This is a genomic window from Micromonospora sp. CV4, from assembly GCF_003667455.1.
GTDB lineage: Bacteria > Actinomycetota > Actinomycetes > Mycobacteriales > Micromonosporaceae > Micromonospora.
In genome coordinates, this window is record NZ_RCVI01000238.1 from 1 (window position 1) to 14377 (window position 14377).

Genomic DNA, 14377 nt, shown 5'->3' on the forward strand with positions numbered 1-14377 from the left:
TGCCCGGCCCGGCGCAGCGCGCGGTGATAGCCGGCCGTGGGCGGCGCACCCGGGTCCGTCGGGCACGCGCCGATCGCGGCGATCCGCCGGCGGCCGGCGCGCAGCAGGTGCCCGACGGCGTCCTCGGCCGCCCCGGCCACGTCGACCGTCACCCGGTCGCAGTGCCCGTGTCGGGCCTCGCCGCCGACGAGCACGACGGGACGTCCCGCGGCGGCCAGCGCCTCGACCAATTCGGCCGGCGCGACGGGCGCGCTCACCAGCACCCCGTCCACCGGCATCGCCCGGGCGTCAGCCGGCGTCGGCGCTGCCCGCTCGTCGTCGGGCCCGGCCTGCTCGATGACGACCCGGTAGCCCCGGCTCCCGGCGGCGCGAACGACCTCACGCGCGAGATCGTCCGGGTAGGGCACGTCGCCGTCGGGCAGGACGAGGGCGAGCACACCGGTGCGGCCGGTCCGCAGGGTCCGGGCGGACACGTTCGGCCGGTAGCGCAGCTGGGCGACGGCGGTCTCGACCCGGTGGCGCACGTCCGGGCTCACGTGGGGGTAACCGTTGATCACGTTGGAGACGGTCTTCACCGACACGTCAGCGAGCCGTGCCACGTCCTTGAGCGTGGAAGCCACGACCCGCCCTCCCCCGAACAACGTCACACCACCAAAGTCATTTCGCTGGTGTAGTTCCGACCCTTGCAGGCGATTTCACACCTGTCAAGGCGCTACGGTGGTGTGAAAAGGAAGGGGGTGGTCGGTGGAGGACGACGCTGGGGTGCCGGCCGCCGTACGGCTCGTCCGGGACTTCGTGAACACCTTCGAGCCGCAGATCGACGACGAGATGTTGACCAGCCCCGACCGGTTGCGCGACTGGTTCGTCGAACGGAACCTGCTGGCGCAGGACACGTACCTCGGGCCGGCGGACCTCGACGTGGCAGTGACGGTCCGGGAGGGGCTGCGCGCCGTACTGCTCGGTCACGCCGGTCACCACGGCGACCCGGCGGCGATCGACCAGCTCAACCGAGCCCTGGCCGGCGCGCCCGTCGCGCTGCGCTTCGCCGACGACGGCCACCGCCTGGTCGCCGCCGGGGCCGCGCCCCTGGACCGGGCGCTGGCGGGGCTGGTCGACGCGATCCGCGTGTGCGGCGAGGACGGCACCTGGCCGCGGCTCAAGGTCTGCGCCCGCGACACCTGCCGCTGGGCCTACTACGACGCCTCCCGCAACCAGGCCCGCCGCTGGTGCTCCATGGCCGGCTGCGGCAACTACATCAAGATGAAGCGGGCGTACGCCGTGCGCACCGGCCGCACCCGGGCGGCCTCCGACGGCGGGCGCTGACCGGGCTCGCGCCCGTACCGCCGCCTACTCAGCCAGTCGGGAGATCGACGGAGCGCAGGTCGGGGCGCCGGCGATGGTCGACCGATCCGTCAGAGCGGGCCGGGACGGGTCTGCTCCAGCGGCAACGGGACCTGGAGGAACGTGGTGCCGCGCAGGTCCAGCCACGCCCGGTCGGGCCCCCGGACCAGCCGCAGCATCACCTCTTCACACGACGGACAGCGCGCGACCAGGCCCGGGGCGTGCGAGAAGACGTGCAGGCTGGCCATCGAGCCGGTCATTCCGCAGTTCTCGCAGCGGCCCATCGCGGTGCTCAGGTCGACGGCGAACAGCTCGCGCAGCGGGCCGTCGAGCATGTTGCCGTCCAGGTACGACATCTCGGTCATCGGGTCTCCTCGACGTTGCGTGGCGGGCGGGGGCGGTCAGCCGGTGGGGCCGAAGCGTTCGGTCTTCACCCGCCGCGACGGGTGGCCCAGCCCCACCAGCAGGTCGGCCACGGCCTCCACGAACCCGGTCGGGCCGCACACGTAGGTGAGCGGTTCCAGGTCCGGCGGCCAGCCGTGGGTGTTGACGTCGGCCAGCCCGATCCGGTGCGGCTCACCACGCCACCCCTCGGGCGCCTCGCGGGTGTACACGTACGCCACGTCCAGCCCGAAGTCGTCGCGGACCCGGCGGCGCAGCTCGTCGCCGTAGATCACGTCGTCGGGCGTACGCACCGAGTAGAGCAGCCGGAACGGCACCTTGCTGCCGGTCTCCCGGCGAGCCCGGATCATCGCCATCAGCGGCACGATGCCGGAACCGCCGGCGAGCAGCTGCACCGGCGCGGTCTCCTCCGGCCGCCAGATGAACCAGCCGCCGAGCGGGCCGCGGACCTCCACCGGGTCGCCCGCGCCGTAGACGTCGATCAGGTACGGCGACACCTCGCCGTCCGGCACCCGCTGCACGGTCACCTCGATGCGCGGGCCACCCGGACCGTCCACCACGGGCCCGGCCACCGAGTACGACCGGGCGGCCTGGTACCCGTCCGGGGCGGTCAGCCGCAGGTCGACGTGCTGCCCGGGCAGGTGCCCCGGCCAGTCCGGCACCTCCAGCACCAGGGTCTGCGCGCTCGGTGTCTCCACCCGGCGCTCCACCAGCCGGCCGACCTGCCAGCGGATCGGAGCCCGCGCCGGGGTGCCCGTCGCGACCGCGCGCTCAGTCACCCTGATACCGCTGCTCGCGCCACGGGTCGCCGTAGTCGTGGTACCCGGCGGTCTCCCAGAACCCCGGCTCGTCCATCGTCTTGAGCCGGATGCCGCGCACCCACTTGGCGGACTTCCAGAAGTAGAGGTGCGGCACCAGCAGCCGTGCCGGCCCGCCGTGCTCGGGCGCCAGCGGCGCGCCGTCGAAGGTGTGCGCCACCCAGGCCCGGCCGCCGCGCAGGTCGTCCAGCGGCAGGTTGGTGGTGTACCCGCCGTACGAGTGTGCGAGCGCGAAATGCGCCCCGGTGTCCACGCCGTCGAGCAGGGTGTCCAGTGAGACGCCCTGCCAGGTGGTGCCGAGCTTGGACCAGTGGGTGACGCAGTGGATGTCCACCATCGGCGTCTCCTGCGGCAGCGCCATCAGCTCCTGCCACGACCACCGGTGCTCGGTGCCGTTCTCGGCGGCGATGACGAACTCCCAGGTGTCCAGCGACACCCGGGGCGTCGGGCCGGCCGAGAGCACCGGGAAGTCCTCGGTCAGGTACTGCCCGGGTGGCAGGGCCGGCTCCTGTGTTCGGGGCCGACCCTGAAAGCCCGGTGACACGATTCCCATTGCACAGTCGTACCACCCGCGCCGGCCGGGGCGGGAGCTTTCCCGCGTACCTCCTCGTCGCCCCGGCGCGGCGCGGTCAGCGCCGCTCCGCGACCACCTCGCGCTCCTCGGGCTGACCGCCCCGAGTGGCGCGCAGGCTGGTCAGCGTGACCACCACCAGCACTCCGATGATCACACCGAGCGAGGCGAGAGTGGGGATCTGCGGCACGCTCTCCCAGATTCCGTGCGCCCAGTGCAGGCCCAGCTTGAGCCCGATGAACGCCAGGATGATGGCCAGGCCGTAGCTGAGGTGCACCAGCCGGCTCAGCGCCGCGTGCAGGACGAAGTAGAGCGCGCGCAGACCGAGCAGGGCGAACGCGTTGGTGGCGAAGACGAGGTACGGGTCCTCGGTGATGCCGTAGACCGCCGGCACCGAGTCGACCGCGAAGACCACGTCGGTGGCCAGCACCGCGACCACCACCAGGGCGAACGGGGTGAGCGCCCGCTTCGCGCCCTGCCGGACGGTCATCCGGGTGCCGTGGTACTCGTCGACCACCGGCATGAACCTGCGCAGCACCCGCACCGAGCGCATCTTGTTGATGTCGACCTCCTGCTGATGCCCGGAGAGGGCGTCGCGGAGCAGCTTCACCGCAGTGGCGATGAGGATGATCGCGAAGAGCAGGAAGGCGAAGTCGAGGGTCTGCAACGCCGCCGCACCGAGGGCGATGAAGACCGCCCGCAGCACCAGCGCGCCGGCGATGCCGTAGAGCAGCACCCGCTGGGCGAGCACCGCCGGCACCGCGAACGCGGCCAGCAGCAGCATGAAGACGAAGAGGTTGTCGACCGAGAGCGACTTCTCCACCAGGTAGCCGGTGAGGTACTGCACGCCCAACTCGGAGCCGTAGCGGGCCCAGATCCAGCCGCCGAACGCCAGCGGCAGGGCGATGTAGAACGCCGACCAGCCGATCGCCTCCCGCATCGACACCTCGTGCGGGCGGCGGGTGACCAGGAAGTCCAGCACCAGCAGCAGCAGTACGCCGGCGATGGTCACCGCCCACAGCGTGGGCGTGCCCACCGACGACAACTCACCGGCAGCGGACAGGTACGACACTTCGGTCATGGGGCCTCCTCGAACACCGTGTCATGTTCGAGGTCTCCTTCACCCATCAACAGCTGGGCAACCACCCGAGGCGCGCCGGGCGCGCCGTACTGACCGGAATGGTTCGTGGGAAGTACTCCCCTCGCAGGACAAGGTTAGGCCAGGCTCAATCTCGACGCCAAGCGGGACGTCGATGGTTGCCCTGATCAATCGCTGTGTACCGCCCGGGTGGAGCGCGGTCAGCCGCGCCGCAACGTCGCTCCCGGGGCCATCGCCGGCTCGACGAGCTGCCGGTAGTCGCGCGGCAGTTGGGTCGCCACGTCGTCGAACTCCCCGCCGCTGATCGCCTCGCGCAGGGTGGTGAAGACCGCCCGGACGGCATCGCGGGCCACGGGCTCCTCCACGTCGGCGCGCAACGCCACCCGGGCCACGAACTCGGTCGCCCCGAAGCGGTCCGCCTGCTCGGTACGCGGGCTCGGCTTCAACACCAGTTGCAGCGGCTTGGGCAGCTGGGCGGCCAGATCCAGCACCTCGCCGCCGGTCAGCCGCTCGGCGAACGTCTCCAGCACGGCCCGGGTCAACTCGACCGCGCGCTCCGACGGCGCCCGGGTGCGCTGGGAAACCTGGTCGATGAAGGTGTCGTAGTTCATCGCGTACCCCCTCGGGCTGGCGTTCGGCCTCGGGCTGGCGTTCGGCGTCGGCCGCGGGTACCCGCGGCAGCCCGGGGGAAACGGCAGCTGATTCGACCGTTGACCCGGGCGTGACCGGGAGGCGAGCGGGTAACCGCCGCCCGTCGTGACCACATCGATGTCCCGAGGGAGCCCCTGCCATGGCGAGCTACGCCGACGTCCTGCAGTACCTGTCGAGCCTGGACTACCCGGCCGAGAAGGACGACGTGGTCCGCGAGGCCGAGCGGGAGGGTGCCCCGCCGGACGTGCTGAAGGCGTTGCGCGCCCTCCCGCCGGTGGACTACGCGAACGGCACCGAGGTGGCCCGGTCGGCCGGCATCGAGGCGGCCCCGGAGGTGGGCCCTTCGCAGCGCGCCGCGCAGGCCCGGGACAAGCACAACCGTGTCTCGCAGCACCTGCGTGGCATCTGACCCCACAGTCGTGACCGCCCGGGTGCTGGGGCAGCGCGGATGACCCGCGCGCGTCAGCTGCCCCGGGCGCCGGACGGGCACACCCCGGCCGCGTTGCAGCTCGTCCTGGTGGGGGTGGTGGGCATCGTCGTCGGCGGCATCGTCGCCGCGCTGTGGTCCTGGCCGCTCGCCCCGCTGGTCGGCTGGGACGCGGCCGCGCTGAGCTGGCTGTGGCTGGTCTGGCGCAAGCTCTGGCCGCTGGACGCCGCACAGACCTCGCGGGTCGCCTCGTACGAGGACCCCAACCGGGCCGTCCGTGATCTGGTGCTGCTGATCGCCTGCGTGGCCAGCCTGCTGGCGGTGGGGCTGGTGCTGGCCAGCGCCCACTCCACGCCGCCCGGGCTGCGCCGGGAGGTGTCCGGCGGGCTGGGCGTGCTCAGTGTGGTGCTCTCCTGGCTGGTGGTGCACACCGTGTTCGGCGCCCGGTACGCCCGGATCTACTACACCGGCCCGGACGGTGGCGTGAACTTCAACCAGCCCGAGCCGCCCCGGTACTCCGACTTCGCCTACATGACGTTCACCATCGGGACGACGTTCCAGGTCTCCGACACGAACCTGACCAGCAACGAGATGCGTCGCGCGGTGCTGCGGCACTCGATGGTGTCGTACCTGTTCGGCGCGTTCATCATCGCCGTCACGGTGAACCTGCTGGCGGGGCTGGCCCGCTGAGACGCCGGGACAGGCGGGCGCCCCGGGGCCACGAACCGCGACCGGGGGCGCCACGCAAACCTGCCCAGGCGGTGAGTCGCGTCCGAACCGGAGGCGATCACCAGGCGGTGGATGGGCGCTCGAACCGAGCGGCCAGCACTGCCGGGTACAACCATACGACAGAACATCCTCCGTACGGTCAGTTTTTGCCGAACTGTGGGCCAGGGCACGTCATGGTCAACTGGTCAGCTCCGCGTACCGGTGCTCCAGGTCCACCCGCGCCAGCGCCCCCACCAGCCAGGCCAGCCGCTCCGACTCACCGCTGCCGGCCAACCCGGCCAGGTCGTCGGCGGACCGGCCGAGCCCGAGCCGGCGGGCCGCGGCCAACGCCCGCCGGTCGGCCACCGGGGCGACCTCCCGCCACAGCGCCTGCGCCTCGCGGAGGAACAGGTCGACCACCTGGTCGTCCACCCCGGGCAGCTCCGCGAGGAGCTTGCGCTCCCTCGTCGGGTCGTGGTGCGCCAACGCGCGCAGTCGGCGCAGGTCACCCCGGTACCGCTCGACGACCGTACGAGCCAGGTCGCCCAGCACGTCGGCCAACGCGTCCACGTCGCCGCGCTGGCCGCTGTCGCGCAGCACCCGCACCCGGTCCTGATGCAGCGAACGCGCCAACCGGGCAGCGCTGTCCCACCCCTCGTCGCGCAACGCCCCCGCGCCGTCCACCGCCCGACGGAAATCACCCCGTCGGGCGAGCAGCACCGCGAGGTAGAGCACCTGAAAGAGGCTCGCCGGGTTGTTCGTGACCCGGAAGCCGTACTGCTCGGCGAAGCCCCGTCCGCTGCCGGCGAGCCGGCGGGCCAGGCGCTTACGGTCCTCCACCGGAGTGATCAAAGTGGTCGCCATGCCGGCGACTACCCACGCCGACGTCGGTCACACGCCGGGGCTGCGCCGAGCGGGCCTGGCCTCAGCCGTGCAGGCCGCCCGTGCGGTCGCGGGCCTTGAGTCGGGTGGTGGGCAGGTCGGGCGCCGGCAGCGGCGGCGCCGGATCGTCGGCGACCACGCCGAAGCGTCGCCCGGCCATCCAGTCCTCCCGGGCCTGGACGACCTCCTCGTGCGAGCGGCCGACGAAGTTCCACCACATCACCAGCGGCTCGTCGAACGGCGTACCGCCCAGCAGCAGCAACCGGGCCCCGGCCCCGCCGCGTACGGTCAGCTCGCGCCGATTCGAGCCCAGGTAGAGCAGCGCGCCGGGTTCGAACCCGACACCGGCCGCCTCGGCGGAACCGGACATCGCCAGCAGCGCGTACTCGAAATCGGGTCGCAGCGGCAGCGTCGTCGGCCCGGTGCCGGTCAGCTCCAGCTGCACGCCGACCAGCGGGGTGTGCACCACCGCCGGGGATCGCTGTCCGGCGAACTCACCGACCAGCAGCGTCAGGTCCAGATCGCCGTCGCGCCAGCGCGGCAGGTCCGCGTGGTGCGCGAAGTCCGCCGCTCCGGCTCGCGCCGGGTCCGGCAGCGCCACCCAGAGCTGCACGCCGTGCATCACCGGCGGATGGGTTTCCGGCGACCGCTCGGAGTGGGCGATGCCGTGCCCGGAGGTCATCACGTTCAGCTGACCGGGCCGGATCGGCTGGATGTTGCCCAGGCTGTCCCGGTGCAGGATCTCGCCCTCCAGCAGCCAGGTCACCGTCTGCAGGCCGGTGTGCGGATGCGGCGGCACCTCCATGCCGGGGCGCTGCTCCACGTCGTCCGGGCCGAAATGGTCCACGAAGCACCACGCGCCGACCATCCGGCGGGGGCGCTGCGGCAACAGCCGGCGGACGGTCGTGTAACGGCCCAGCGGCACGTCGTGGCCGGGCAGCAGCACGCTGCCGGGATCGACGTCGGCCACACCGGGCGGTCGGGTCTCCGCCAGCATCGATTCAGTACGCTCCACCGCCCGACTGTACGCTCGCGCCCACCCGCGTCCGCGGCGCTTCCCGCACCGGGTGGCTCGGTTCACCGGGTGCTGGCGCCCACCGTCACACTGCTGACTCCCGCCACCAGGTCGAGGTAGAGCCGGTCCGCCGACCGGTCCCACCCCGGTGTGTCCACCAGCGTGCCGGCGGCCACCCCGGCCCAGCGCGCGTCGCGCAGCACCACCGAGGCGGCACCTGCTCCCGCACGGACCCGTACCGGCGGCTCACCGGGCACCCGGACGTCGAGTTGGCTGGCCCCACCGGTCAGCCGGACCGTCATGGTGCCAATGACGGGTGGCAGGAGCAGTCCGGTGTGGGCCGAACCGCCAGCGAGCTCCAACCCCAGCAGGCGGGCGTGGGTCAGGTCCAGCACCTGACTGCTCACGCCCCCGGCCAGGTGGAGACGCAAGCTGGTCCTCTCGTTGAGCAGAACCCGCACCGCCCGCACCCCGGACGAACCGGTGGCCCCCACGTTCAGCCGTACCGTCTCGCCCTGCACCGTCGGCTGAGCCGTCACGCCCGAGTCGGCCGGACTGCTGATCCGGTACAGGTCGTCACCCAGGTCGACCACCCGCAGCTCGAACGAGGAGAGTCCGTCCGCGAGCACAAAGGTGGCCCGCTGCCGCCCCGCCAACGGCGCTCTCACCGTCTCCCCGGCGCCTGCCGCGCGGTCGCCGCCCGGCCCGCCGCCGCCCTTGTCGGTGTCGGCCGCGCCAGCCCGAGAGCCGGCGTCCGATCCGGCATCGTCCGGTCGACCAGCGTCGGGTTGGAAGCTGCCGGGGCGGACATGATCCGGGAACGCGCCGTCGGACCGGGTGCCGTCGGGGCGAGTGCCGTCCGGCCTGGTGCCGTCGGGGCGGGTGCCGTCCGGGCGGGTGACGTCGGGGCGGGCATCGTCGGGTGCGCTGGAGTAGGACATCCCGAGGCGGTGCGGATCGGCAATGATCACGACCACCGCGGCGGCGCCGAGGATCAGCACGACGGCCGTGGCGGCCAGCAACATCCGAGTGCCGATGGACCAGCTCCGACGTGGGGTGGCATCACCCGTCGGTTCTGGCTCCGGCTCCGGCTCTGGCTCCGGCTGGTGATCCGTGCCCTGCCCCACTGCGGCCATGCCCTTGTCCCTCCGCCGGTCCCCTCCCGTGGGTACGTACCCGCCCACCATTCGGATCACTCAGCGCTGACGCTCCGCTGCCGTGCGTCGCCAATCGTGGACATGCCGCTGGCCGGCACCCCAGGTTCGGGGTGCCGGCCAGCGGTCGATCGGTGTTCTGCTGTCGTGCCTCTGCTGTCGTGCGGTGGGTCAGCTGTTCCAGTACTGGGCGACCAGGTCAGCAGCCTGCTGCTCCCACTGGGCGTAGGCATCCGGGTACGCCGAGACCTGCACAGTCTGCGCGGCGTCGGTCAACGCCATGTCCTGCCAACCGTCAACCTGCTTGAGGCCCTTGAGGAACGCGGTCGTCGAGTACTCCGGATCGGTGATCTGCTCCGGCGTACCCCAACCCGAGCTCGGGCGCTGCTGGAACAGGCCCAGCGAGTCATGGTCGTTCATGTCGCCGAGGTGGCCCAGGTTCTCCAGCTTCGACTCCTGCAGACTCGTGGCGATCGAGATCACCGCAGCCCGCTCCGGCAGACCAGCCTTCTTCGTCGCGGCGATGATCGCCTTCACGTTCGCGGTCTGCTCATCGTTCAGGTCGATGTGCGACTGCGCGCCCTGCACACCATGCGGGATCAGCTTGCCCATATCCGGCTTGTCCGCCTGCACCGCCACCGCAACCGGCTTCGCATCCACCGCCGGAGCACCAGCGTGAGCGATCGGACCAGCGAACACACCACCGGCGAACGCCAGACCAGCAACGGACAGCACGCTCTTACGAATGATCGTGTTCATGAGGGTTGGCTCCTTCGGGGGGTAGACACCCCACACGCGCCTAGTTCCGGGGAACGGCACGCGGGGTGCAAGCACCTCGTCCGGCGCTCTCATACACGGGGGAAAGTCTTGAAGGTCGGCGGCCTACGGGCGGGGGCTCGTGGCGCCGGGTCTGTGTGTAACGACCGCCGGGCCGGGGTCATTCCGGGGTCGGCCCATCCATCGGCACCCCGTGCAAGCGGCTGCTGGTGCGGTCGGTCGGTCGGGGGTCTGCAACGACCGCGCACCCGCGGGCATTCCTACCCGGCCTCGCTGTCATCCCAGCCCCGAGGGGTGGAGGTGACCTGGCGGTGGTGCTGCGATCGTCAGGGTGTGTAACGACCCCGGGCCCGCCACGATTCCAGCCCACGGGCGCACCCGACCACCGTCAAACCATCCCATACCGGACAGGCTGGATCGGACTCGCCGGACGGTGCAGCGCCGAAGAGCCCGGCATGGGGGTTGATCGACTCGGTATCGCCGATATCGGGGCATCCGCAAGCCCCGGACACCGCAACATCCCCGATATCGAGTCGATCACCCCCGAAGACGCACTCCCCGGGCGATCCCGGGGCGAGGTCGTCAACGAGCCCGATACCTCAGAGGCATATTTATGACTCACAGGTATACCGCTCACCACAGCCACCGCCCCGAGGCCGGCCGAGGCCGCATTTCCCCAAGACCGGAACAGGCCGCCACTTGCCGGACCGCGCGGCACCGGGGATCGGGCAAGCCGACAATCAGGCGGACCGGCGATCGGGCGGACCGACAATCAGGCGGACCGGCGATCGGGCGGACCGGCGATCGGGCGGACCGGCAATCGGGCGGACCGGCAATCGGGGGGACCGGCAATCGGCTGGCCGGGATCGCGCACGCCGCCAACCGTGGGGCCGGTGCTCGGGGCGCCGGTGATCGGGGGCGCCGGCAAGCGGGGGGCGGCAAGCGAGGGCCGATGATCGCGCGGACCCGGCGAGCCGCTTTGCTGACCCCTGGCAGGGATCGGCGGACGGCCACCACCGACGGGGTGGGGCCCGCCGTGCCCGGCGCAGGGATCAAGCCTGACCGCCCGGAGCCGGGCGCGGCGGGCCCCACCCGTCCCACGCGAACCCGGCAGCGCAGGTCAAGGGGCAAACCAGGCAGAACCCCGTTCAGCCAACGAGACGGGAGCGAACCTTCGCGGCGCAGGAATCCAACACCGACCGGGCATCCAGCCCCAGACTCTCGATCGCCACCAACGCCGTGAAGGCGACGTCAGCCAACTCCGCTGCCACGTCCTCGCGGGTGTGCGTGACGCCCTTGCGCGGGTTCTGCCCGAGCAGACCGATCCAGGCCGCCGACGCCTCCCCCGCTTCCTCGGTCACCTTGAGGATGCGACAGGTCAGTTCCGTCTGCCCGGTGCCGTTCGCAGCGTCCAACCAGCCGCGCGACGCCCGGGCCGCCTCCCAGATCGACTCGTCCACGGCCACCAGTCAACCCGACCCACCCGCCGCGCCATGCAGCCGGGGCGGGCGTGGGGTGGAGGCGTCGGCGCGAGGACTGGCCGATGAGCGGTGAACCGGACGAGGGCGGTGGGCCGTACTCCGGGGCGGCCGGTGGGTCGCGCCGGCACGGTGGCGGCAACGATGCCGCCGATACGGAAGGGACGTGCCGGTCATGCCGGAGACCGTCGAGACGGTGTTCGCCAGTGTGGTTGCCCGCAATCCGGGCGAGCCGGAGTTCCACCAGGCCGTGCGGGAGGTGCTGGAGAGCATTGGTCCGGCGCTGGCCCGGCACCCCGAGTACGCCGAGGCGCGGATCATCGAGCGGGTCTGCGAACCGGAACGGCAGGTTATCTTCCGGGTGCCGTGGGAGGACGACCGTGGGCGGGTTCGGGTCAACCGCGGCTTCCGGGTGGAGTTCAACAGCGCGCTCGGCCCGTTCAAGGGCGGGCTGCGCTTTCACCCGTCGGTCTACCTGGGCATCGTGAAGTTCCTCGGTTTCGAGCAGATCTTCAAGAACGCGTTGACCGGCCTGCCGATCGGCGGCGGGAAGGGCGGCGCGGACTTCGACCCGAAAGGACGCTCGGACCGTGAGGTGATGCGCTTCTGCCAGAGCTTCATGACTGAGCTGCACCGGCACATCGGCGCGCAGACCGACGTGCCGGCCGGGGACATCGGGGTGGGCAGCCGGGAGATCGGCTACCTGTTCGGCCAGTACAAACGGATCACCAACCGCTACGAGTCCGGTGTGCTCACCGGCAAGGGCCTGGCGTACGGGGGTGCGCAGGCGCGCCGGGAGGCGACCGGCTACGGGGCGGTGTTCTTCGCCGAGGAGATGTTGCGGCAGAGCGGCGACAGCCTGGAGGGCAAGCGGGTCGTCGTCTCCGGCTCGGGCAACGTGGCGATCTACGCGATCGAGAAGGCGCACCAGCTCGGCGGGACCGTGGTGGCGTGCTCGGACTCCGACGGGTACCTGCTCGACGAAAAAGGCATCGACCTGGAGTTGCTGCGGGAGCTGAAGGAGGAGCGCCGGGGCCGGCTCGACGACTACCTGCGGCACGTGCCGCACGCGGTGGCCGTGCCCGACCGTACCGTCTGGGAGGTGCCCTGCGACCTGGCCCTGCCGTGCGCGACGCAGAACGAGATCGGCGGCGCGGAGGCCGCGGCGCTGGTGGCCGGCGGCTGCGTGGCGGTGGTCGAGGGCGCGAACATGCCGACGACGCCGGAGGCGGTGCGGATCCTCGGCCGGGCCGGCGTGCGGTTCGCCCCAGGCAAGGCGGCCAACGCCGGCGGGGTGGCGGTGAGCGCGCTGGAGATGCAGCAGAACGCGAGCCGGGACTCGTGGACGTTCGCCCAGTCGGAGCAGCGGCTGCGGGAGACCATGCGGGACATCCATGCCCGCTGCTGGAGCACCGCCGAGGAGTACGGGCTGCCCGGCGACTACGTGGCCGGGGCGAACATCAACGGGTTCCGCCGGGTGGCGGAGGCGATGCTGGCGCACGGTCTGGTCTGACCGGCCGGACAGTCGGGCCTGACCGACCGGTCAGCGCAGCCATTGACTCTGGTCGACGGCAGTCCTAGGTTCAGGACGCTACCGGCCGGTAGGCAACCGTCCCGCCTGGTCGCCCACGGGCGACATCCGTCCGATGGGGAGCATCGATGCTGTCCTCACCCGTTCGCACCCTCCGCCGCCTGCTCGCCGCCACCGCGACACTGACCCTGGCGGTCGGGTTGGCCGGCGCCGCGCCAGCCAGCGCCACCGCCGACCGCGACCCGGGTGGCGGTCAGCCGCTACCCGGGTACACCATCGAGAACCCGCCGCTGGCGCCGCTGGTCGTGGCCGGCAAGCCGACGACGGTACGTCAGGGCGTGCACCGCCACGCCGGGTACATCATCGAGGTCCCCGACCGGTGGAACGGTGACCTGGTGCTGTGGGCGCACGGCTACCGCGGCCAGGGCACGGTGCTCTCCCCCGAGCAACCCGGCTTCGGGCTGCGCCAGCGGCTGCTGGAGCAGGGGTACGCCTGGGCGTCGTCCTCGTACGACCGCAACGGCTTCCACATCCGCTCCGGAGTGCTGGGCACGAAGGAACTGGCCGACCACTTCGGACGGACGGTCCGTCGGCCGCACCACACCTACCTGGCGGGGGTGTCGATGGGCGGGTACGTCATCGGCCGCTCGCTGGAGCAGTACCCCGGCTACTACGACGGCGCGCTGCCCATGTGCGGGGTGCTCGGCGACCAGACGCTGCTCGACTTCTACCTCGACTACAACCTGGTCGCGCAGGCGCTCTCCGGGGTGCCGGCCTACCCCACGCCGGCCGACTACCTGACCAACGCCGTACCCCGGATACAGGTGGCGCTCGGCCTCGCCGGGCTCACCCCCACCGGGCCGGACACCACCAACGACCGGGGTAAGCAGCTGCGGGCGATCACGGTGAACCGTTCGGGCGGACCGAGGCCCGGCGCGGACGCCGCGTTCGCCGTGTGGAAGGACTTTCTCTTCTCGATCAGCGTGACCAGCGGCGGCGACTCCCCTGCCGAGCGGCCCGGTCAGCTCTCCACCAACCTGCTCACCCGCTACACCCCGAACAGCCCGGTCAACGTCAACGCCGCCGTGCGGCGGGTCGCCCCGGAGAACGTCTGGCAGCGAATCCTGCCGACGCTGACCGAGGTGCCGCGGATCGCCGGCCGTCCGACCGCGCCGGTGCTCAGCCTGCACGGCCTTGGTGACCTGTTCGTGCCGTTCAGCATGGAGCAGGCGTACGCAACCGATGTGGCGCGCAACGGTCGCGGCCGGCTGGTGGTGCAGCGGGCCATCCGGGCCACGCAGCACTGCGAGTTCACCCCGGCCGAGGCCGGCGCCGCCTGGGACGACCTGGTGTCCTGGGTACGCACCGGCGCCCGCCCCGCCGGCGACACGGTGACCGACCCGGCGGTGGTCGCGCGTCCCGACTACGGCTGCCGGTTCAGCGACCGGGCCGCGTACGCCGCCGGGATCGGCACCCGGCGCCTCTACCCGGCCTGCTGAGGTACCCGAACACGACGACGCCGG

16 protein-coding genes are annotated in these 14377 nt (G+C 72.0%); 5 read left to right on the forward strand and 11 right to left on the reverse strand.

Going from position 1 to position 14377, the window contains the following annotated elements; genetic code table 11:
• A partial coding sequence (locus tag EAD98_RS11480; RefSeq protein WP_147457369.1) for a LacI family DNA-binding transcriptional regulator occupies positions 1 to 620 on the reverse strand: 620 nt, incomplete at its 3' end.
• Between the two features lie 124 nt (positions 621 to 744).
• Between EAD98_RS11480 and EAD98_RS11485 the strand changes: the two genes are divergently transcribed.
• Complete coding sequence (locus EAD98_RS11485) at positions 745 to 1323, forward strand: ABATE domain-containing protein (protein ID WP_121654037.1); 579 nt, start codon at positions 745 to 747, stop codon at positions 1321 to 1323.
• Positions 1324 to 1412: 89 nt separating this feature from the next.
• On the opposite strand, the gene EAD98_RS11490 is transcribed toward EAD98_RS11485, so the two are convergent.
• The 5 genes from EAD98_RS11490 to EAD98_RS11510 all read right to left on the reverse strand — a co-directional run bounded on the left by EAD98_RS11490 (position 1413) and on the right by EAD98_RS11510 (position 4842).
• Positions 1413 to 1706 carry a DUF6510 family protein gene (locus EAD98_RS11490; protein ID WP_121654038.1) on the reverse strand — a complete coding sequence of 98 codons (294 nt, stop codon included), beginning with the start codon at positions 1704 to 1706 and terminating at the stop codon, positions 1413 to 1415.
• Between the two features lie 36 nt (positions 1707 to 1742).
• Positions 1743 to 2522, reverse strand: coding sequence for a ferredoxin reductase (locus EAD98_RS11495; RefSeq protein ID WP_121654039.1), 780 nt, complete (start codon positions 2520 to 2522; stop codon positions 1743 to 1745).
• Positions 2515 to 3114 carry a sulfite oxidase-like oxidoreductase gene (locus tag EAD98_RS11500; protein WP_121654040.1) on the reverse strand — a complete coding sequence of 200 codons (600 nt, stop codon included), beginning with the start codon at positions 3112 to 3114 and terminating at the stop codon, positions 2515 to 2517. Before EAD98_RS11500 ends, EAD98_RS11495 begins: the two co-directional genes overlap by 8 nt.
• 76 nt (positions 3115 to 3190) lie before the next feature.
• Positions 3191 to 4213: a TerC/Alx family metal homeostasis membrane protein gene (locus tag EAD98_RS11505; protein WP_121654041.1), complete on the reverse strand. Its 1023-nt coding sequence runs from the start codon at positions 4211 to 4213 to the stop codon at positions 3191 to 3193.
• 218 nt (positions 4214 to 4431) lie between these two features.
• Positions 4432 to 4842: a DUF2267 domain-containing protein gene (locus EAD98_RS11510; RefSeq protein ID WP_121654042.1), complete on the reverse strand. Its 411-nt coding sequence runs from the start codon at positions 4840 to 4842 to the stop codon at positions 4432 to 4434.
• 179 nt (positions 4843 to 5021) lie between these two features.
• Here EAD98_RS11510 and EAD98_RS11515 point away from each other — a divergent pair, with 179 nt between their 5' ends.
• Positions 5022 to 5291, forward strand: coding sequence for a DUF2795 domain-containing protein (locus tag EAD98_RS11515; protein ID WP_121654043.1), 270 nt, complete (start codon positions 5022 to 5024; stop codon positions 5289 to 5291).
• Positions 5292 to 5330: 39 nt separating this feature from the next.
• Complete coding sequence (locus tag EAD98_RS11520) at positions 5331 to 5999, forward strand: DUF1345 domain-containing protein (RefSeq protein WP_121654044.1); 669 nt, start codon at positions 5331 to 5333, stop codon at positions 5997 to 5999.
• A 216-nt stretch (positions 6000 to 6215) separates the two neighbouring features.
• Here EAD98_RS11520 and EAD98_RS11525 read toward each other — a convergent pair whose 3' ends face one another.
• The 5 genes from EAD98_RS11525 to EAD98_RS11545 all read right to left on the reverse strand — a co-directional run bounded on the left by EAD98_RS11525 (position 6216) and on the right by EAD98_RS11545 (position 11305).
• Complete coding sequence (locus EAD98_RS11525) at positions 6216 to 6881, reverse strand: hypothetical protein (protein ID WP_121654045.1); 666 nt, start codon at positions 6879 to 6881, stop codon at positions 6216 to 6218.
• Between the two features lie 61 nt (positions 6882 to 6942).
• Positions 6943 to 7914 carry a pirin family protein gene (locus EAD98_RS11530; RefSeq protein WP_121654046.1) on the reverse strand — a complete coding sequence of 324 codons (972 nt, stop codon included), beginning with the start codon at positions 7912 to 7914 and terminating at the stop codon, positions 6943 to 6945.
• Between the two features lie 62 nt (positions 7915 to 7976).
• Entirely contained in the window at positions 7977 to 8939 is a 963-nt protein-coding gene (locus tag EAD98_RS11535) for a hypothetical protein (protein WP_121654047.1), read from the reverse strand.
• A gap of 300 nt (positions 8940 to 9239) precedes the next feature.
• Entirely contained in the window at positions 9240 to 9827 is a 588-nt protein-coding gene (locus EAD98_RS11540; protein ID WP_121654048.1) for a hypothetical protein, read from the reverse strand.
• 1166 nt (positions 9828 to 10993) lie between these two features.
• Positions 10994 to 11305 carry a MazG-like family protein gene (locus EAD98_RS11545; RefSeq protein WP_121654066.1) on the reverse strand — a complete coding sequence of 104 codons (312 nt, stop codon included), beginning with the start codon at positions 11303 to 11305 and terminating at the stop codon, positions 10994 to 10996.
• Positions 11306 to 11498: 193 nt separating this feature from the next.
• Between EAD98_RS11545 and gdhA the strand changes: the two genes are divergently transcribed.
• Both gdhA and EAD98_RS11555 read left to right on the forward strand, forming a co-directional pair.
• The gene (gene gdhA / locus EAD98_RS11550) at positions 11499 to 12836 is read left to right on the forward strand and encodes an NADP-specific glutamate dehydrogenase (RefSeq protein ID WP_121654067.1); all 1338 of its coding nucleotides are present in this window, start codon (positions 11499 to 11501) and stop codon (positions 12834 to 12836) included.
• A gap of 146 nt (positions 12837 to 12982) precedes the next feature.
• Positions 12983 to 14353 (forward strand): hypothetical protein, encoded by a 1371-nt coding sequence (locus EAD98_RS11555; RefSeq protein ID WP_121654049.1) that lies wholly within the window; start codon positions 12983 to 12985, stop codon positions 14351 to 14353.
• Positions 14354 to 14377 lie beyond the last annotated feature (24 nt).